Annotated in this window: 16 protein-coding genes and 3 pseudogenes; 13 read left to right on the top strand and 6 right to left on the bottom strand. The window is 69.1% G+C overall.

Annotated elements, in window-relative coordinates:
* Positions 1-72 precede the first annotated feature (72 nt).
* On the bottom strand, positions 73-852 hold the full coding sequence (locus K6U06_RS23765) for an SDR family NAD(P)-dependent oxidoreductase (RefSeq protein WP_262324475.1): 780 nt from the start codon (positions 850-852) through the stop codon (positions 73-75).
* A 155-nt stretch (positions 853-1,007) separates the two neighbouring features.
* On the opposite strand from K6U06_RS23765, the gene K6U06_RS23760 reads away from it, so the two are divergent.
* A complete protein-coding gene (locus tag K6U06_RS23760; protein WP_262324474.1) occupies positions 1,008-2,045 on the top strand; it encodes an NAD(P)-dependent alcohol dehydrogenase in 1,038 nt (345 codons plus the stop codon).
* A 267-nt stretch (positions 2,046-2,312) separates the two neighbouring features.
* On the opposite strand, the pseudogene K6U06_RS23755 reads toward K6U06_RS23760, so the two are convergent.
* From K6U06_RS23755 to K6U06_RS23735, 5 genes and pseudogenes are all read right to left on the bottom strand, one after another.
* Positions 2,313-3,805: pseudogene (locus K6U06_RS23755) on the bottom strand (flavin-containing monooxygenase).
* 41 nt (positions 3,806-3,846) lie between these two features.
* Positions 3,847-4,731 (bottom strand): SDR family NAD(P)-dependent oxidoreductase, encoded by an 885-nt coding sequence (locus K6U06_RS23750; RefSeq protein ID WP_410051142.1) that lies wholly within the window; start codon positions 4,729-4,731, stop codon positions 3,847-3,849.
* Positions 4,728-5,426: a TetR/AcrR family transcriptional regulator gene (locus tag K6U06_RS23745; RefSeq protein ID WP_262324471.1), complete on the bottom strand. Its 699-nt coding sequence runs from the start codon at positions 5,424-5,426 to the stop codon at positions 4,728-4,730. The genes K6U06_RS23750 and K6U06_RS23745 overlap by 4 nt, the downstream gene beginning before the upstream one ends.
* Before the next feature lie 79 nt (positions 5,427-5,505).
* Positions 5,506-6,426: a ferritin-like domain-containing protein gene (locus K6U06_RS23740; protein WP_410051141.1), complete on the bottom strand. Its 921-nt coding sequence runs from the start codon at positions 6,424-6,426 to the stop codon at positions 5,506-5,508.
* Positions 6,427-6,606: 180 nt separating this feature from the next.
* Positions 6,607-7,440: an SDR family NAD(P)-dependent oxidoreductase gene (locus tag K6U06_RS23735; protein WP_262324469.1), complete on the bottom strand. Its 834-nt coding sequence runs from the start codon at positions 7,438-7,440 to the stop codon at positions 6,607-6,609.
* 222 nt (positions 7,441-7,662) lie between these two features.
* Between K6U06_RS23735 and K6U06_RS23730 the strand changes: the two genes are divergently transcribed.
* From K6U06_RS23730 to K6U06_RS23675, 12 genes and pseudogenes are all read left to right on the top strand, one after another.
* Positions 7,663-8,889 carry a cytochrome P450 gene (locus K6U06_RS23730; protein ID WP_262324468.1) on the top strand — a complete coding sequence of 409 codons (1,227 nt, stop codon included), beginning with the start codon at positions 7,663-7,665 and terminating at the stop codon, positions 8,887-8,889.
* 480 nt (positions 8,890-9,369) lie between these two features.
* A pseudogene (locus K6U06_RS24920) lies at positions 9,370-9,447 on the top strand (AarF/UbiB family protein); the annotation flags it as partial.
* 513 nt (positions 9,448-9,960) lie between these two features.
* Positions 9,961-10,923: a site-specific integrase gene (locus K6U06_RS23720; RefSeq protein ID WP_262324466.1), complete on the top strand. Its 963-nt coding sequence runs from the start codon at positions 9,961-9,963 to the stop codon at positions 10,921-10,923.
* A complete protein-coding gene (locus K6U06_RS23715; RefSeq protein WP_262324465.1) occupies positions 10,920-11,852 on the top strand; it encodes a tyrosine-type recombinase/integrase in 933 nt (310 codons plus the stop codon). The genes K6U06_RS23720 and K6U06_RS23715 overlap by 4 nt, the downstream gene beginning before the upstream one ends.
* A pseudogene (locus K6U06_RS24915) lies at positions 11,849-12,583 on the top strand (tyrosine-type recombinase/integrase); the annotation flags it as partial. The gene K6U06_RS23715 and the pseudogene K6U06_RS24915, both read left to right, overlap by 4 nt.
* A 187-nt stretch (positions 12,584-12,770) precedes the next feature.
* Complete coding sequence (locus K6U06_RS23700; protein ID WP_262324462.1) at positions 12,771-13,694, top strand: IS1380 family transposase; 924 nt, start codon at positions 12,771-12,773, stop codon at positions 13,692-13,694.
* Between the two features lie 208 nt (positions 13,695-13,902).
* Positions 13,903-14,475: a Mu transposase C-terminal domain-containing protein gene (locus K6U06_RS23695; RefSeq protein WP_262324461.1), complete on the top strand. Its 573-nt coding sequence runs from the start codon at positions 13,903-13,905 to the stop codon at positions 14,473-14,475.
* Positions 14,472-15,290: an ExeA family protein gene (locus K6U06_RS23690; RefSeq protein WP_262324460.1), complete on the top strand. Its 819-nt coding sequence runs from the start codon at positions 14,472-14,474 to the stop codon at positions 15,288-15,290. The genes K6U06_RS23695 and K6U06_RS23690 overlap by 4 nt, the downstream gene beginning before the upstream one ends.
* Positions 15,291-15,654: 364 nt before the next feature.
* On the top strand, positions 15,655-16,197 hold the full coding sequence (locus K6U06_RS24910) for a Zn-ribbon domain-containing OB-fold protein (protein WP_410051140.1): 543 nt from the start codon (positions 15,655-15,657) through the stop codon (positions 16,195-16,197).
* A 52-nt stretch (positions 16,198-16,249) separates the two neighbouring features.
* Entirely contained in the window at positions 16,250-17,365 is a 1,116-nt protein-coding gene (locus tag K6U06_RS23685) for an acyl-CoA dehydrogenase family protein (RefSeq protein WP_262324459.1), read from the top strand.
* A gap of 235 nt (positions 17,366-17,600) precedes the next feature.
* The gene (locus K6U06_RS23680; RefSeq protein ID WP_262324458.1) at positions 17,601-18,824 is read left to right on the top strand and encodes an IS110 family transposase; all 1,224 of its coding nucleotides are present in this window, start codon (positions 17,601-17,603) and stop codon (positions 18,822-18,824) included.
* A 172-nt stretch (positions 18,825-18,996) separates the two neighbouring features.
* A complete protein-coding gene (locus K6U06_RS23675; RefSeq protein ID WP_262324457.1) occupies positions 18,997-19,710 on the top strand; it encodes a hypothetical protein in 714 nt (237 codons plus the stop codon).
* Positions 19,711-19,757 lie beyond the last annotated feature (47 nt).

Genomic DNA, 19,757 nt, shown 5'->3' with positions numbered 1-19,757 from the left:
CGCTGTGGCCCGTGGCGCCGGCCTCTAGCCGGTGAAGAAGCCACCACCGGGGTGGAGGATCTCACCGGTCATCTACGAGGCGTCTTCCCCGGCGAGGAAGGCTGCCACCGCAGCCACCTCGCCGGGCTGGCCGAGGCGACCCATCGGGATCTGGGCCAGCACCTGGCTCCGTACCGGCTCCATGTCGCTGAGGATCCTGGTCATGTTGGTGTCGATGAAGCCGGGCCCGATGGCGTTCACCCGCACGCCGGCTGCCGCCAGTGACCGGGCTGCCGACTTCGTCAGCATCCACACACCCGCCTTGGAGACCGCGTAGGCCATAGGACCGGCCTCCGGGGCCTTGGCGGCGATCGACGCGATCGAGCCTCCTGAGCCCTGCTGGACCATCCGGCGCGCCGCCGACTGCATCGCGAGCATCGTCCCGGTGAGGTTGACGTCGAGCACCTCCTGCCAGTCACCGAGCGGGAGGTCGACCAGCGCCCCGTACGGCTCGCTCAGCGCCTGCGCCGCCAGTGCGAGCTCGGCCATGTCGTTGGCGGTGTCACCGCTGCGGTAGCGGGCATGGCTGATCCCCGCTGCGGTCACGAGCACGTCGACGCCCCCGAAGGCCTCGACCGCGGCGGCGACCATCGCGTCGTTGCTGGCCTGATCGGACGCCTCCAACTCCACGGGCCGGCTCCTCCCGCCGTCGGATGCGATGTCCGAGGCGACCAAGGTTGCCGCGTCGAGGAGCACGTCGGCCACCACCACCGAGGCGCCTTCGGCCGCCAGTCGCAGCGCACAGGCCCGACCTATGCCGTTGCCGCCACCGGTGACGATCGCGCGCTTGCCGTCCAGACGCCTGGGTTCCATGTCACGATCGTCGCCGGAGGCCCCCCTGTGTCAACCGCCACCGGCGGGCGCCCGCAGCAGGCCACTGGCGCGCCCCGGCCACCGCGACGTTACAGCGGGCCAGGTATCGCGATGCGGGCCGCAACGGGGGTCATGGCAGGCGAGAAGGAGACCGCATGAGAGCGTTCCAGATGACCGCCTGGCGGACCGAGCCAACGCTTCGCGAGGTGGAGGACCCTGTCCCCGGCCACGACGAGGTCATAGTCCGCATCGCCGGTGCCGGCGTGTGCCACTCGGACCTGCACCTGCTCCACGACTTCGACGAGGGCCTCACCCCCTGGTCCCTGCCCTTCACGCTGGGCCACGAGAACGCGGGATGGATCGAGTCCCTGGGCGACGGCGTCGAGGGTTTCTCGATCGGCGACCCGGTGGCGGTCTACGGAGCGTGGGGCTGCGGCCACTGCAACAACTGCGACGTGGGGAAGGAGAACTACTGCCTGAGATCAGCGCACCTGCGGGCCGGGGGCGGTGGTTTCGGCGCGGACGGTGGCCAGGCACGCCTGATGCGGGTCCCGCACGCGCGGCGGCTCGTACCGCTCGGCGACCTCGACCCGGTCGTCGCCGCCCCCCTCACCGACGCTGGTCTCACCCCCTACCACGCCATCAAGCGATCCCTGGCGCTCCTCGTGCCGGGCTCCACCGCGGTGGTGATCGGCGCCGGCGGGCTCGGCAACATGGCGGTGCAGATCCTGCGGGCCACAAGCCCGGCGACGGTGGTGGCGGTCGACGAGCGGCCGGCTGCGCTCGAGCGCTCGAGCGCCTCCGGCGCGCTCGCCGTCGCTTTGCCCTCGGAGGCGCAGGCCGCAGTCAGCGACCACACCGGGGGCCGCGGTGCCGACCTGGTCCTCGACTTCGTCGGCGCGGATGCCACCATGGCCCTGGGTGCGTCGCTCGGCCGGACGCTCGGCCAGCTCACCGTCGTCGGCATCGCCGGCGGTGCCCTGCCGGTCGGCTTCTTCACCGTGCCGTTCGAGCTCTCGGTGGCGACGACCTACTGGGGGACGATCCCGGAGTTGCGCGAGGTCATCGCCCTCGCCCAGAGCGGGCGCATCCTCCCCGCGACCGAGGTCTATCCCTTGGAGAGAGCGGCCGACGCATACCGTGCCCTCTCCCAGGGCACGCTCGTAGGACGGGCGGTCATCGTCCCAGGCTGACCGACCCCCCGTAGAGGGAGGCTGTCAGGTATTAGGATTGCCAGCCCGAAAGCAAATATTTAACTGGCTACGTTCTGAGACCACCGAGACACCAAAAGCCCTTGTTGGGCAAGGGCTTCGTCCACTCAGCTCCCGCCTTGAGCCCGCAACTTCGGGCTAGGCTAGACCCGCACCGCATCGGCGGTTGGCGTGCCGCCCTCGACGGATGAGGATCGGGGTGTGTCGGCCCGGGCAGGCATCGTGTGTCCATTGCGCTTGGAGCCGTAGTCAGGACGCGTCGCAGTCGCGGAGGCTCAGGCGCCGCAACTCGTGCCGGAAGCTGGTGGCGAAGCCTGGGCACGTCGGCGCGCGGAGGCCGTTCCCTGGCGAGCTGCAGTCCCGAGCGCATGAGTTCTGGGCGGTCCTGGCGAGGCGTCGCTGCCGACCGGAGTTGTAGCGGTCCTGGACTCCTGCTTGACGTCGAGGGCGCGCAGATCGTCCTTGAGGATCGCCGTGACCCCCTGCACCGCGCAGTCGATCTGAGCCTCGAGGCATGCGGTGACCGGGCTGTGGCCGGGTCCGGAGCCGGGCCCGTAGGTGAGGAAGAGGTTGGGGAAGCCGGCGACGCTCACGCCCTCGAAGGCCTGCGACTCACCCGCCCATGCATCGTCGAGCGACGTGGCCCCTACCCCGAGCACGGGGAACGGCGTTGGGCTGCGGTGTGCTGATTCGAACCCGGTAGCGAACACGATGCAGTCAACCTGGTGCTCGATGCCGTCCGATGTCCTGATGCCGTTGGGGCTGAGCGTGGCGATCGGCCAGGTGATGAGCTCGCAGTTGTCGGCCTGCAGGGCCCGATACCAGGAACTCGACATGAGGGGGCGCTTGCGCCCGGCGCCGTGCTGAGGGGTGAGCTGGCGCCGGAGCCATGGATCTCTTACCTGGACATGCAGGTGGGCGCGGGCGATGGTCTCCACGGCGGAGGTCATCGGCGTCTCCCACACCGCCGCCAGGGCCGCGGCCTCCTGACCCCAGTGCAGGGCTCCCCGAGCCAGGGCCCCGGCCCCGGGCACCTTCCCGAAGAGCGCCTTGGTCCATGCCGGGGTCCTCAGGTCGACTCGCGGCAGGACCCATCCCGGTGTGCGCTGGAAGACCTTCACCCGGTCGGCCACGCGGACCAGGCGCGGGACGGTGTCCACCGCGCTGACTCCTGTGCCGATAACGGCAACCCGCTTTCCGGCGAGGTCATAGTCGGGATCCCACCGGGCGCTGTGCATGGTGTGACCGGTGTAGGTGCTGATGCCGCGCAGTGCCGGCAGGTGGGGTTTGGACAGGGGCCCGTTGGCCATGATGACACTGCGGGCCTCGATCACCTCACCGCCGCCGGTCGTCGCCGACCAACGCCCGGTCTCGGCACCGAAGCGCAGGCCGGTCACGGTCCGGCCGGAGCGGATGTGGGGAGCCAGGTCGTAGCGGTCTACCAGCCATCCCAGGTACTCTCGGATCTCTTCGCTGCCGGTGTGGGCGCGCGACCAGCCGGGTCTTGGCGCGAAGGAGAACGGATGGAGCAGGGGCGGGATGGCGCGCGTCGCGCCTGGGTAGCTGTTGTCCCGCCAGCTCCCACCGATGATCCCAGACTCCCCTTCCAGGATCACGAAGTCGTCGATGTGGGCGTTGCGCAACCGGATCGCAGCTCCGATGCCGGCGAAGCCGGCACCGACGATCAGCGTGGCGATCGATCCATCGGGCGGCCCGGCCTCTGCGGTGGGGGCGTGGCCCAGCGGGGCCCGAGCCGGCGCATCGACGGCGATCCCACCCCGGCTCACGCGCGACCTCCCGGCGGTTGCACCGCGTCCGGCGCAGGCATGCCGCTCCCTGTGAGCCGGTGCACGAGCCCCAAACCCTTGCTGTAGCTGTTGGGTAGGTGGCGCTTCGCGTCCCACACCAGCCGGGTGTCGGGCTGGGGCAGCGCGTAGAGCCTGCCCCGGTCGAAGGCGTCGAGAGCCGCCCGGGCAACCCGGGGGGCCGACCACCCGGTCCAGCGCATCATGGTGTCCGCCAAGGACGCGGCGGACGCGTCGATCCGCCCGTCCCTGGCGATGTTGGTCTTGACGAAGGTCGGGCACAGCACCGTCACCTGGACTCCGGTGCCGGCCATCTCGGCCGAGATGGTCTCCGAGAGGGCCAGCACCCCGGCCTTCGACACGCTGTAGGCGGCCATCCCGGGCGCCGCTGCGAAGCTCGCCGCTGACGCCACGTTGATGATGCCGCCTGACCCGGTCGCGCGGATCTGGGGCGCGAAGACGTGGCAACCATGGATCACGCCCCACAGGTTGACCCCCAGCGCCCAGCGCCAGTCCTCCATCCGCTCTGCCCCGACGGGACGGCCGCCGATCCCGACCCCCGCGTTGTTGACCACCACGTCGACCGCCCCGTCGAACCACCGCCCGGCCCGCTCGCTGCGAGCAACGACCTCGTCAAGGTCGGCGACGTCGCACCCGGCGGCCAGGGCCCGCTCGCCTCCTGCGGTGATCTCGGCCGCCGTCGCCTCGGAGCGGGCCTTGTCGATGTCGGCGCAGACGACCTGCCCACCCCGCCGGCCGAGCTCGAGGGCGAAGGCCTTGCCGATGCCACTTCCGGCCCCGGTCACCACAGCGTGGGAGCCGTAGGACCTTCGCCGTCCGAACAGGGGCCGAAGGGCGGTCATGCCCGGGGCCCGGCGTCGCCCTGCTGCCCCTTGGCCTCTAGCCTCGAGGGCTCCCCCGACGAGCAGGTAGCGACCTCGAACAACGGGACCAGGTAGCGACGGGCAAACCGGCGGGCGCGCTCGGGGTCCTCGAGGTCGACCCGGGAACCGGGGATCAGCACGAAGGACAGCAGCAGCCTGACGACGATCTCGGCCATGGCCGTCAGCTCGTCGTCGTCCCCACGACTCAGACCGGACCTACCGACCATCTGGGTGGCCAGGTAGTCCCGCGCCACGTCGACCAGGGGTCCGCCCATCGCCACGAGCTGGGGCAGGAAGGAGTCAGGCTCTCCCGTCAGCAACCTGTTGAGCAGGGGGTGGCTACGAATCGACTCGAGGGTGAAGGCGAAACCCACCACGATCCGGTCTTCGTCCCGGCTGCAGGCCGAGGTTGCCAGGTCCAACTCGGCGAGGAACTCCGATACCTCCCGCAGGAACACCGCCTCTAGGAGCGCGTCCTTCCCTGCGAACCGCCGGTACAGCGTCACGCGGGAGACCTTGGCGCGCCGGGCGACGTCCTCCATGGTGGTGCGCTTCAGGCCGTAGAGCTCCATCTGGCGCAGCGTCGCCACCAAGATGCGCTCCTCGATGTCGTCGCGTGCTGGATCGGTGGTCCGCTCGGCGACGGCCCGGGCGAAGAACCCGACCAGGCTCACGACCTGCTCCGCCCCGGCCCGGCGGCCTCAGGGTCGCAGCGAACGGCCGCAGGCGGCCGGCGGAGCATGTGTCTGCTGCTCACGCGACAGGCTCGTAGGTCAGCTGTCGTATCCAGGAGGGTACGGGCCGGATGAGCCGGCGCGGGTAGAAGTTGGTCAGGTCCAGGAGGAGGTTGCCAAAGATGTGGTAGGGGTGGCTGGAGTCCACCAGGACCGTGCCGTACCACTTGAGGAGCTGGTAGCCGACTCCTCGCTTGGTCCGGGGGCTCCGGTCCCCGAGCCTCGCAAAGCGCCCCAGGGCCTCCTGCAACCGCCTCTCGTCGATACCCATGGCCTCCATGTTGTCGCACTCTCGGGACAGCAACGGCAAGACACCCAGCAGCCTGACGAGGAGGACGGGGTTGAGCCCGGAGCGCAAGAGGTCGGCTACCTGACGGTAGACCGGCTCGTCACCGAGCAGGTCCAGCACGTGGAACCCGACCGAGAGGTGGCGGGACTCGTCGTTGTTGACCCTGTCGAAGACGGTCCCGCAGAGGGGATCGTGCACCTCGTCCACGAGGAACTTGAGCAGCGCACCGTCGAGCGCGACCTCGAGCATCGGTATCGCTGCCGCCAGCACGCCGAAAGGGATGCGGTCCGCGTAGCAGTCCAGCCACTCGATGGCCAGGCGGACGTTGATGTTGGCTTTCGGGACGTCGCCCGGTCCCACCATGCCCCACCGCCTCATCAGGGCCAGCTCCGCGTTGGCATGCCGCTGCTCCTCCGCGTGGAAGTACCGGTAGATGGCGGCCAGCTGCGGATCGGGGGCCTTCACCTCCAACGCCGCGAAGGCTCGTGCGCCGATCTGCTCGATCCAAGTCAGGTCGGCCATGAAATCCTTCAGCAACGGCCACTGCTCGTCGGAGACCAGATCGGCCCCCGGAGCATCCCAGTCGACGTCCGCCAGCGCCCACTGCCGGTCCCCGATCCTCTCGAGCATCCTGCCAAGGTCGAGGGCCACGGCCGTCCTCTCTTCATGCTCCGCCGTGGGGCAGAGCATGCGCTGGATCAACTGCATGGACGTCGCGGGCGGCGCCCCGCACGCACTAACGGAGTAACACTGGTACCAATGTTGTATCATCCTGCCATGAGCGCCGCAAGGGAGGGGCGTATCGTGCCGGCTGGGAGCCCATCCGCCCCCTCAGAGCAGGCGCTTCGACAGGGTCCCGATGATCCTTTGGTAGAGCCCGGGGCCCGTACGGGCCAACATGTCGATCAGCGCCGCGTCGGGTCCTACCATCGCCCGCCTGCGGTCGTGCTCGACAGCCCGGAGGATCGTCGCTGCGGCCTTCTCCGGGCTGGTCAGGAAGACACGGTCGGCGGTCTTGGCAAGCTCGGCGGACGTCCTGCCGGGACGGCCGTCGCCAGCACCGTCTATGCGCGCGTTCCTGGTGATGTTGGTCTTGATCCCCCCGGGGTGGATGGCGCTGCACGACACGCCGGAGCGCTCGATGTCGAGCTCGATCCGGAGCGCCTCGGTGAAGCCCCTCACCGCGAACTTCGCCGCGTTGTAGGCGGACTGGGACGGGATCCCGACCAATCCGAAGACGCTGGAGATGTTGACGATGTGGCCCCGCCCGGCGGCCTTGAGGTGGGGGAGGAAGGACTTCGTGCCGTAGACGACCCCCCAGAAGTCGATGCCCATGAGCCACTCGAAATCTTCGTAGGACATCGACTCCACCGACGCCATGAGCGCGGCACCGGCGTTGTTGACCACCAGGTCGACGGAGCCGGACTCGCTCACCGTCGCGTCGGCCCACTGCTGCACCGCGGCCCGCTCGGCCACGTCGAGCCTGGTCGTGGTAGCCCGGACGCCACTGGCCGAAGCCAGGCGCGCTGTGGCCGCCATCCCGTCCTCGTCTATGTCGGCGAGCGCCAGGTGGCAACCCCGCCTCGCGAGGTCCATGGCGAGCGCCCGACCTATGCCGGAGGCGGCTCCGGTGACCGCTGCAGTCTGTCCCCTCGAGATCTTCATGCGGCCCCCGGGATCCTGGTCTGCCGCCGTCGTGCGGCCGGTCCCACTGGCGCGTCCCACCCGGCGGCTCGGCGAAGGCTTGCGACGGAATACATATGCTGTAGTGTGTAGCACATTACGACAAGCGGCGCCCTGAGGGCAACCCGCCGAGCCCGCACGAGCCCAAGCGAGCCCAGGCGAGTCCAGATGAAATGACCAGATGAAAATGAGGAGGACGGACCTGTGACCTCGGTAGAAGAGAACACCCGTGCAGTGCAGAGCTGGACCGACGACTTCGACGTCCTCGATCCGCAGTACACGCTCGAGCCAGACCGGGTCTGGCGGGGGCTTCGCGAGTCGTGTCCCGTAGCACACACCGAGCGCTACGGATCCACCTGGATGCCGGTCGAGTACGCCGACCTGACGGCGATCGCCCACGACATCGACCACTTCTCGTCGCTCGACATCGCGGTCATCACCGCGGGCCGGGAGGTCGACCCTCTCACCACGACGATGCTCAAGGCGCCCCCGATCACGTCCGATCCGCCCGAGCACACGGCGGCTCGGAGGCTGCTGCTGCCCGCCTTCTCCCCCGGTGCCGTGGATGCCCTGATACCGGTGACCCGCAAGCTGGCCAACGAGCTGATCGACCGGTTCATCGGCGGCTCCGAGGCTGACGCAGCGGTGGACTACGCCCAGCACATCCCGGTGCGGATCATCGCCGAGATGCTCGGCGTCCCGACGGAGGACGAGGCCATCTTCACGGGCTGGGCGGTGACGGTGATCCAGCAGGGCTTCACCAACGTCCAGGGTGCCATCGCCGCGGTGACGGAGCTGATCGACTACTTCCGCCGGAGGATCGCCGATCGCCTGGCCGTACCGGAGGGCAGCCGCCCGGACGACGTGCTGACCCTGCTTGTGGAGTCGCGGATCGACGGCGAGCCGCTGTCCGACCACCACCTGGTCGGATCGTGCTTCCTGCTGCTCCTGGCCGGCATCGACACGACCTGGAGCGGCATCGGATCCAGCCTCTGGCACTTGGCCACCCATCCCGACGACCAGCAGCGGCTGCGGGACGATCCCGGTCTCATGGACACCGCCGTCGAGGAGTTCCTCCGCTTCTACAGCCCGGTCACGATGGCCCGCTACGTGGCCGAGGACGTCGAGTACAAGGGCTGCCCGATGACCGTCGGGGACAAGGTGATCCTCACCTTCCCGGCTGCCAACCGCGACCCGGCCGTGTTCGACCGGGCCGACGAGTTCGTCATCGACCGAGCCAAGAACCGGCACCTGGCGTTCGGTGCGGGCATCCACCGCTGCCTCGGCTCCAACCTGGCGCGCATGGAGATGCGGGTGGCCCTCGAGACCTGGCTGGCCAGGGTGCCGACCTTCGAGCTGGCAGACGCGGACGCTGTCGTCTGGACCGGTGGTCAGGTACGCGGCCCCCGGCGGGTACCTGTCCGGTGGTGACATTTGGGCCGTACCCTTCCCGCCACCAGCCCGGCTCCACGGCGGGTGGCCCCGGGCTCTCAGCATGCGTCGCTACCAGGGGGGCGGGTCGTCCCTCCCCGTCGACCTCCGTCGACTGTCCCCTGTCGACGCCGCCCGGCTCGTCGAGGTGGCCCTCACGCTTGCGGCGAGCGGGGTGGTCGTGGTCGCTCGTCGCGGTCCGTTCCTGGTGATCCATCCCCGGCGCAGGAGTCCCCGTGCCCTCGCGGTCGCCCTGCGCCAGGCTTTCGCCGATCTGGGTCCGACCTACGTCAAGCTCGGGCAGCTGATCGCGTCGAGCCCGGGGCCCTTCCCCGAGGTGCTCTCCGACGAGTTCCGCGGGTTGCTCGACCAGTGCCCGGCTGAGGCACCCGGCCGTGTCCGTGCCCTCGTCCAGCGCGAGTTGGGGGTCCCCCTCGACGAGGTCTTCAAGCACTTCGACGAACCCCGGTCGCTGCTGCCTCCATCGCCGAGGTGCACCGCGCCGTCCTCCACGGCGGCCGGGAGGTCGCCGTGAAGGTGCGCCGGCCCAACCTATCCCGCCGGATCGAGAGCTACCTCAGATTGCTCGGGCTGCTGGCTGCGGTCCTGCAGCACGCGCCGAGCGCTGGTCCAGATGGCCAACCCGGCCACAGAACGCGAATCCTGCGACGACTACTTCAGGACGGTCCTAGGAACTCCCGCCAGGGGAACTTCCGCCGCACCCCGCTGGTGGCGGTGACCACGGTCGCGTCCAGCACCAGGGCGGCGGCGTTGCCGAAGTCCTCGGCCCGCGTCACCGCGACCCGCCACCGGTGTCACGGATAGTGGCAGGCAGGTGACTCGCCTTGTTGGATCCTGCGCTCACGTGCAGCCAAACTCCCCAGTCCATTGGTCTGGGCCCCAAACCAAGCGTAACTGTTCACCTACGTGGGCTGCGGCGGCATCCAAGGATCTCCTGAGAAGAGCCGCATGAGGGCGTCCATGGCGGAGATATCGTTCTTCCTGGTGGTGTCGAGGTAGCTGCGCAGGTGGGCGGATCGTTCGGCACCGGCTTTGCTGCGGAAGCAACCTGTGAGCACCCGGTCGCTGGTCGCTTACTTGACCGAAGTGGGGGTGATCGCAGAGTCGTCGTGTCCGGCGGTCGGGCCGCTCGACGCGGTGGCGGGACGCTACGTCGAATACCTCGTGTCCCAGCGGGGGCTGACCCCGCGCTCGGTGGCGCACTACGAGGTTGCTGCTCGCCTTTTCGCCGAGGAGATCGGCGTGGGAGAGGACCGCTCGTTGGCTTCGGTGACCGCCGCTGAAGTGAGCCGGTTCGTCGTCGACTTCTGTGCACGGCCGGTGAAGATGTCGCCACGGGAACTGGTCTCGTGTTTGCGGTCGTTCCTGCGGTTCTGCCACCTGGAGGGGTTGACGCCGACGGCGCTGGTGGGTGCGGTCCCCTCGTACGCGTCGTGGCGGCAGGCCTCGCTGCCGCGGGCGTTGCCGCCAGCACAAACCGCTCGGCTGCTCGCCAGTTGCGACCGGCGCACCCGCCGGGGTCGGCGCGACTACGCGGTGCTGGTGTGCTTGTCACGGCTCGGTCTGCGAGCAGGCGAGGTCGCAGCGCTCGGCTTGGACGACATCGACTGGCGGGCGGGGGAGGTGGTCGTGCACGGCAAGGGGCCGCGGGTGGAGCGACTGCCGTTGCCGGTCGATGTGGGGGAGGCGATCGCCGGCTACCTGCAGCGGGGTCGTCCCGACGCCCCGGGTCGGGAGGTGTTCGTGCGGATGATCGCCCCGCTGGTGGCGTTGAGCAGTCCTGGGGTGACGTGGGTGGTCTACGACGCCTGCAACCGGGCTGGTCTGCCCCGAGTAGGTGCGCACACGCTGCGCCACTCGGCGGCTTCGGACATGCTGCGCGCCGGCGCGAACCTGACCGAGATCGGCCAGGTGCTCCGGCACCGGCGCCCGGGGACCACGGCCATCTACGCCAAGGTCGACCACCACACCCTCGACATCCTCGCCCGCCCGTGGCCTGGGAGCCTGGCATGACGCCCCTGGCAGCCTCGGTCGGCGACTACCTGGTCGTGCGCCGGGCGCTGGGCTACAAGCTGGAGAGGGCCGAGAAGCTCCTCGGCCAGTTCGTCACCTACTGCGACAGCGTGGGCGTCTCGGTGATCACCACCGAGGTGGCGGTGGCATGGGCTTGCCTGCCGGCCGACGGGAGTCGGTGGTGGTGGACACAGCGGCTCAGTGTCGTGAGGGTGTTCGCCAAGTGGCTGCAAGCACATGAGCCGGCCACCGTGGTCCCACCGCCGGACGTGTTCGGCCGAGTCGAGATCCCACGTGCCGTGCCCTACCTCTACACCGACGCCGAAGTCATGGCGTTGATGGACGCCGCCGAGCGCCTGCGCTATCCGCTGGCCCGGGTCACCTACCGGACCCTGATCGGCTTGCTGGCGGTGACCGGCATGCGAGTCGGTGAAGCCATCCGACTCGATTGCGACGACGTCGACTGGGACGATCGCACGCTTCGGGTCCGCAGCTCGAAGTTCGACAAGTCCCGCCTGGTGGTGCTGCACGCCAGCGCCGCCGCGGCGTTGAAGGCTTACGCCGTCGGGCGAGACGAGCTGTGCCCCAACCCGAAGGCGCCCGCCCTGCTGCTCTCGGGCGCCGGCACCCGGCTCATCTACTGCAACGTGTCGTCGTTGTTCCGCAAGATGGCCGCCATCGCCGGACTTCCACCCCGTTCCGGTCGTTGCCGACCAAGGATTCACGACCTCCGCCATGCCTTCGCGGTGAGGACCATCACCGACTGGCACGCCGCTGGAGTCGACGTCGAAGCACGGTTGCCGTCCCTGTCGACCTACCTGGGACACGCCGACCCCAAGGACAGCTACTGGTATCTGTCGGCCACGCCCGAGCTGCTCGCCCTCAGCGTCCGCCGGCTCGACGGTCTCGACATCGGGGGCGTCCGGTGACGGCGTTGGCCCCGACCCTGCAGGCGTTCTTCACCCAGAGGTTGGCCCAGCGCGGAGCGAGCGCCCACACCATCGCCGCGTACCGAGACGCCCTGCGCCTCCTTCTCTGCTACCTCCATCAGACCACCGGAGTGGGCCCCTGCCAGCTGGACTTCGACCACGTCGACGCCGAGCGGGTAGCGGCGTTCTTGGACCACCTCGAAAACGACCGTCACGTGAGCGTCGCCACCCGCAACGCCCGCCTCGCCGCCATCCACTCCCTGTTCTCCTTCGCGGCCCTGCGCCATCCCGAGCACGCCCAAACCATCAGCCGGGTCCTCGCCATCCCACCCAAACGCCACGACCAGGAGATCGTGTGCTTTCTCACCGTCGCTGAGACCGAAGCGCTCCTCGCCGCCCCCGATCGCAATCGCCGGACGGGGCGACGCGATCATGCCCTGCTGCTCCTCGCCGCTCAGACCGGCCTGCGGGTCTCCGAGCTCATCGCGCTGCGCGTCGAAGACCTTCATCTCGGCACCGGCGCTCACGTCGACTGTCTCGGCAAAGGCCGCAAGCATCGTTCAACGCCGCTGACCACCCAGACCGTCGCCGTGCTCGAACCCTGGCTGGCCGAACGCCACGGCCAACCCGACGTCCCGCTCTTCCCCGGTCCCCGCGGCGCCCCGTTGAGCCGGGACGCCATCCGACGCCTCATCACCAAGTACACGAAAAGGGCCTCGACCGACTGTCCTGACCAGCTCCACACCCTCAGCCCGAACCTTCGCCACCAGCTCATCGATCACCGACTCCGGCACCAACCCGCCGCGGATGCCACCATCATCGGTCCCAGGCACCGAGCCCACTACCGTCGTCTCATCAGTCACTGTCACGTTAGATACACCTCCTACTGGCAGGCTTCCAGGCCTACCTATTTGGTTGGTGGATCCCTCTTACACAGACTCCCTGACACCCCCACTCGACGACTGCGAGGTCCACGGACACAAGAAGGCCGGCGCCTCCTACGGCTACACCAAGGTCCTCGGCTACCACCCGCTACTCGCGACCAGGGCCGATACCGGCGAGATCCTCCACGCCCGGATGCGCAAAGGCTCCGCGAACACCGCCCGGGGCGCGAACCGTTTCGTCGAGGAGCTCATCGCCAGAGTCCGGTCCTGCGGCGCCACCGGAGGGATCGTCGTGCGGGTCGATTCCGGGTTCTGGTCGAACAAGACCATCGCCACCCTCGGCCGTCTCGGGGTGCGGTTCACCATGACGGTCCGCTCCAATGTCGCCATCAACGCTGCGATCGCTGGGATCGCGGAGGACGCGTGGACCGACATCGACTACACCGACAACGGCGGCGCCGCCCAGGTCGCCGAGTGCGCCTACAAGGGTCTGCGCCTAGTGGTGCGCCGCACCCGTCTCGCCGAGACAGCCCAGTCCGCGTTGTTCCCGACCTGGCGGCACCACTCCTTCCTCACCAACCTGGCCGCCGGCACCGTCGCTGTCGACCGGTTCCACCGCCACCACACCGTGGTCGAACTCGCCATCCGCGACCTGAAAGACAACGCCGGGCTCGACCACGTGCCCTCCGGCGTGTTCGCCGCCAACGGCGCCTGGCTCGCGTGCGCCGTCCTCGCGCACAACCTCATCCGCTGGACCGCCGCGCTCGGCGACTTGGTCCCCGACGACCACACCTACACCGTCGGGCGCACCCATCGGATCCGTCACGTCGCCATGCCCGCCCGGCTCGTGAACCGAGCCGGGACCCTCACCCTCCGAGCCCCCGCCCGCTGGCCATGGAAAGCCGAGTTCACCATCGCACTCGAGCACCTCCGAGCCCTCCAACCAGCCACCGGCTGACCACCAGCCAGACGGACCTGGCGGCCCGTCAGACCATCACCCAGCCGCCGACAACCCAACGTCGATAACCACGAACCCCTAGTCGACCACGCCCCACAATCAGCCGGAACGCACCCCACCCGCTCACCGAGCCCGCAACCCGACAACGCCCCCTCGCTCAGCCCGAGACAGTGGATCCAGGCTGAACCGCTACATCCGCGACCGGTTCTTGACCGAGGCCGAGGCGAGAGGGATCGCCAGCCTCGACGAACTCAACGACACGTTCATGGCCTGGGCCGAGCAGGTCGCCAACGCCAGGGTGCATGCCGAAACCGACCAGACCCCCCTCGACCGGTTCTCGGCTGGAGGAGCGCCCCGGGCCGCGGAGCGCTCCGTGATGGCCGACGCGTTCCGATGGTCAGCGATCCGCAAGGTGACCGCCACGGCCACAGTGTCGCTCGCAGGAAACCGCTACACCGTCGACCCCGCCCTCGTCGGCCGTCGAGTCGAGCTGCGATATGACCCTGAAGACCTCACCCGCCTCGACGTCGTCATCGACGGGCGCCCCGCCGGGGTCGCCACCCCCTTCGTGCTCGGCCGCCACGTGCACCCAGCCGTGCCCCAAGCGGCCCGGGCCCCCGCACCCGCTACCGGTGTCGACTACCTGGGCATGGTCCAAGCAGCACACGAGGCAGTCACCTCAACCCCGATCTCCTTCCGTGACCTCGCCGGCCCCGGCGACGACGCCTCGAACAGCGACGGCGATCAACTCGGCCTGTTCGACACCGGAACGGCGTCGTGAACCGGGCTCCGTGGGTCACCCACTTCGGCTTCGCCCGCACCCCGTTCTCCAAGACCATCCCGGCCAAAGACCTCTACGCCCGACCAGCCCACGCCGAAGCCGTCGCCCGAATCAACTTCTGTGTCGGAGAGTCAGCCCTCGGCGTGATCACCGGCGACGTCGGCGCCGGCAAGACCGCGGCGGTGCGCGCCGCGGCGGCCGCCCTCGACCCGGCCGCGCACCTAGTCGTCTACGTCGCCAACCCCGCATTCGGGACACGCGGCCTGTATGTCACGATCGTCTCCGCGCTCGGGGCCGCCCCCCGGTTCCACAAAGTCGAGGTCATGGCCCAAGCCGCCGCCCTGCTCGCCGCCGAAGAAGCAGAACGACATCGCCGGGTCGTGATCATCATCGACGAGGCCCACCTCCTCACCCCCGCCCAACTCGAAGAGATCCGCCTACTCACCAACGCCGAGATGGACTCGGCCAGTCCCTTCGCCGGGATACTGGTCGGCCAACCCACGCTCAGCCGCCAACTACGCATGGGCGTGTTCGCCGCCCTCGACCAGCGCATCGCCACCCGCTACACCATCAAACCCATGGACCTCGCCGAGTCAGCCGCCTACCTGATCCATCACCTCGGCCTCGCCGGGCGCAGCGATCCTCTCATCGCCGACGACGCCGTCGCCCGACTCCACCGCGTCGCCAACGGCCTGCCCCGACAACTCAACAACGCGGCCGTCGCCGCGCTCATCGCTGCAGCCGCCGAAGGCAAAGCCCTCGTCGACGACACCTGCGCCAAAAAAGCCGTCGCCGAACTCACCCGCAACGAATGACCACCCCGCCGGCGCCGGCCGACAACCGGCGCCGGCACGACGGTCAACACCCCCGACGCCGAACCATCCTCGCTCAAACCCGCCGAAGCATGACCATTCAAACCAGCCGGCAACAACTTCCCATGGCCACCAGCGGGGACTCCCGTGGCCACCAGCGACTACCTCAACTGGCCACCAGCGGGGACTTCCTCATGGCCACGGACATGGGGGCTCAACCACGTGGTAGAGGCGCTCCGCCAGCTCCGCCAGCTCCGCCAGCTCCGCCACACCGCCGGCGCTGCGCAGGTACCACCACCGAGACAGCCCTGGTGACCGGCTACGGCGACCTCGGGGACGGCAGCGTCGCCATCCTGGGGCGGGACAGATGACTGGCACCTACGCGCCCGGCCGCCGAATGGTTGACCCTCGAGTGGTACCGCTCCATGGTCACGGCCGGGCAGGTGTGCGTCCAGCGTTGTGGCGAATGCGGCCGCTGGAGGCACCCGCCCGCCGCTTCTGCCCGGCTTGCCACTCGCGCTCGGCAAGCTTCGAGCCGGTCGCGGGCCAAGGCTCGGTCGTGAGCTTCGTGGTGAGCCACCGGAGCATGGATCCCGGCTGGCAGGCCCGAGCGCCCTACGCCACGCTGGTCGTCGAGCTGCCCGAGGGGACGCGCCTGCTCGCCGCCACCACGCTGCCCCCCGGTGACGTCGGGGTCGGCTTGCAGGTGCAGCTCCGGGCGGAGCCGCCAGACCGAGGACTTCTCGCTCGTCTGGGCGGAGCCCCCCGGCTGAGGCGGCCATCTACCGGCGAGACAACCGTGTGCTCGAGACAACCGTCTGCTAACGTCTCACCAAACGTGCGGTCGGCCCATGGTCCGACAAGACCGGGTCTCGGAGTCCAAGTTGGCCCAGCGCCATCCAGGCCCTGACGACATCCCCGGCTGAACCCCACATCCCCGGCTAAACTAGGAGGACCGGATCGTGAACTTCGCTTTCAGTGACGAGCAGGAAGAGCTGCGGAAGGCCGTTCGGCGCTTCTGCGAGGACAAGTCGCCCGAGGCGGAGGTCCGGAGGCTGATGGAGACCACCGAGGGGTACGACCCGGCGGTGTGGAAGCAGATGGGTGACCAGTTGGGTCTGCAGGGCTTGGCGATCCCGGAGGAGTACGGCGGGTCGGGCTACTCGTTCGTGGAGCTGGTGGTGGTGCTGGAGGAGATGGGGCGGGCGCTGTTGTGCTCCCCGTACTTCTCGAGCGTGGGGTTGGCAGCCAACTTGCTGCTGGCGTCGGGTGATGACGGGGCGAAGAAGGAATACCTGCCGGGGATCGCGGCGGGGACGACGATCGCCACGGTGGCGCTGGCGGAGGCGTCGGGTCGTTGGGACGAGGCGGGTGTCACCTTGCAGGCGGCGGGCTCGGGTGCGGGGTGGACGTTGACGGGCGAGAAGCTCTACGTCCTCGACGGTCACACGGCGAGCCTGGTGCTGGTCGCGGCGCGCAGCGTGGCGGGGGTGTCGGTGTTCGCGGTTGACCGGGCTGCGCCGGGGTTCACGGCGACGCCTCTGTCGACGATGGACCAGACCCGCAAGCAGGCCCGGTTGACCTTCGAGGGCACGCCGGCCCGCCTCGTCGGCGCCGACGGCGGCGGTTGGGCCGCCCTCGCGAAGATGCTCGACCTGGCTGCGGTGGCTCTCGCCGCCGAGCAGGTCGGAGGGGCGCAGAAGGTGTTGGAGATGGCCGTGGAGTACGCGAAGGTGCGGGTGCAGTTCGGCCGGCCGATCGGCTCATTCCAGGCGATCAAGCACAAGTGCGCCGACATGTTGCTGGAGGTGGAGTCGGCGAAGTCTGCCGCCTATTACGCGGGGTGGGCCGCGGGGGAGGACAACGACGAGTTGCCGGTGGTGGCGAGCCTGGCGAAGTCGTACTGCTCCGAGGCGTACTTCCACACCGCGGCGGAGAACATCCAGGTGCACGGCGGGATCGGCTTCACGTGGGAGCATCCGGCGCACTTGTACTTCAAGCGGGCCAAGAGCAGCGAGCTGCTCTTCGGCGACCCGACCTACCACCGGGAGCTGCTGGCTCAGCGCATCGGCATCTGACCTAATGGGGATCGACCACCTCGCTGCTGGGCTGGGCGAGGCTGGTCACCGGAGCCGCCGGCAGGTGAGCACTCCTCTGGCCTGGGCCTCGAGCCTTAGATCTAGATCGTGCCCCTGCCGGTCGGTGAGGTCCCGTGACGGCTGGTGGGATGTCGTGCCTCGAGCACTGATCCATTAGGTGGCTGCTGGGGTCCTCGGGCTCGGTGTTGGTGCCGGTCAGGTCGAGAGGAGCCAGATGATCTTCGTAGGGGTGGACTGGGCTGAGGCCCACCACGACGTGTACGTGCAGGACGAGGCCGGCAAGCGGTTGGCGGGCGGCCGGCTGCCCGAGGGCGTGGAGGGCATCGCCCGCTTCCATGACATGGTCGGCTTCCACGTCAACGAGCCCAGCGACGTGGTGGTCGGGATCGAGACCGACCGGGGCCTCTTCGTAGCCGCGCTGGTCGCGGCCGGCTATGAGGTGTTCGCGGTGAACCCGATGTCGACGTCGCGCTACCGGGACCGCCACTCCACCTCGGGGGCCAAGTCCGACCCGGGCGACGCCAAGGTGCTCGCCGACATGGTCCGCACCGACCGCCACAACCATCGGAGCGTCTCGGCGGACTCCGAACAGGTTCAGGCGGTCAAGATCCTGGCCCGAGCGCACCAGTCGATGATCTGGTCGCGGGGCCGCCAGACCAACCTGTTGCGTTCCACGCTGCGCGAGTTCTACCCCGCCGCACTTGCCGCGTTCGACGACCTGACCAGCACTGATGCACTCGAGGTGCTCCGGGTTGCGCCGACGCCGGAGCTGGGCCGGGGCCTGTCGAGCTCGAAGATCGCCGCCGCATTACGCCGGGGCGGCCGGCGCCGACGGGTCGACCAACGCGCCGGAGAGATCCAGGCGGTCTTGCGGGCACCGCAACTCGCTGCGCCGGCTGCGGTCTCGACGGCCATGGGGGCATCGGTGTCCGCAAGTGTGGCGGTGATCGCCGCCATGGTCGCTCAGACCGCCGTCCTCGCCGGGGAGCTCGAAGCGGGTTTTGACAAGCACCCGGACGCCGAGGTGGTCCGATCCCTGCCAGGACTGGGGACCGTCCTCGGAGCCCGGGTGCTCGGAGAGTTCGGCGACGAACCGAACCGGTATGGCACCGCCAAGTCTCGCAAGAACTACGCGGGCACGTCACCTATCACCCGGGCATCGGGCACCAAACGGGTCGTGCTGGCCCGCTATGCCCGCAACCAGCGCCTCGCCGATGCGATCTACCTGTGGGCGTTCGCCAGCCTCACCGCCTCACCCGGCGCCCGAAGCTTCTACGACGCCCGCCGGGCCGCCGGTGACACCCACCACGCCGCCCTCCGAGCCCTCGGGAACCGCCTCGTCGGCATCCTCCATGGCTGCCTCGAACACCGCAGCACCTACGACGAGACAGTCGCCTGGGGCCACCGCACCGACCAGAAAATTCCCGAAGCCGCTTGACGAGTTGGAACCGTGGGATGTCTAGATCCACAGGTAGTGGTGGGCTGATCGGGGATCATCCGCGACGGGGGCCTAGTCTCCCAACAGAATCTGGCTTGTCGAGAGTCAGTGACTGTTGGAGAGAAAGGCCACCCGTTCGGTGAAGATGGTAGAGGCCCGGAGACGGCGGCGTGTGATCATCGGGGAGCCGGATCCGTCGGTGACCGCCCGGGCCGGTTTGTGTCTGGTGGCGGAGGTCGACCGGGTGCTGGGTGTCACCGCTTGTGTCGATGGCACGGTGGGCTGGTTGAAGCACCGCCGGCGGGGTCTGGGTGTCGGGGCAGTCCTGTTGTCGATGGCGGAGTCGATGCTCGCCGGCGGGGACTTCATGTGTGATCTGGATCATCTCCGCGCGGATGTGGCGGGTGCGGGGTTGCGGGCGGTCCCCTCTCCGCCGGCGGCATCGACGTTCGCGCTCGCCGCTGACCGCTTGGACGACAAGGCGTTCGCCAGGATCGAGATGGCGATCGGAACTCTCATCGGGCGGTGGGTTGACGCCCTCCCAGAGCATCGCCGGGCCCGGCTGCGGGCGTCCCGTCCGACGATCGACCTGGACGGCACCGACATCGAGACCTACGGCTCGAAGAAGGAAGGCGTGGCATGGAACTATGAGGGACGGCGGGTCGGTCGTGCGCATCCGGCCACCTGGGCCGAAGCCGGGGTGGTGTTGGCCGCCGATCTGGGTTCGGGCGCCGATGATCCCCGTCCCGCCGCTGCCAGCCTGATCGCCCGAGCGGTCGCCAACCTGCCAGCGGGGTGCGCCCGGCCCAGTGAGCTTCCCCTGAGATCGTGGAGGACTCCCTTATGCTGCTTGAATAATAGCAGAGCTCTCGTAGTCAATAGGTGAAATGTTGCCACAAACACTGTGCCGACGACGACTATTATAGAAGTCAA

It is taken from the genome of Acidiferrimicrobium sp. IK, assembly GCF_025499425.1.
GTDB lineage: Bacteria > Actinomycetota > Acidimicrobiia > Acidimicrobiales > Palsa-688 > Acidiferrimicrobium.
This window is presented reverse-complemented; position numbering and strand designations above follow the sequence as displayed.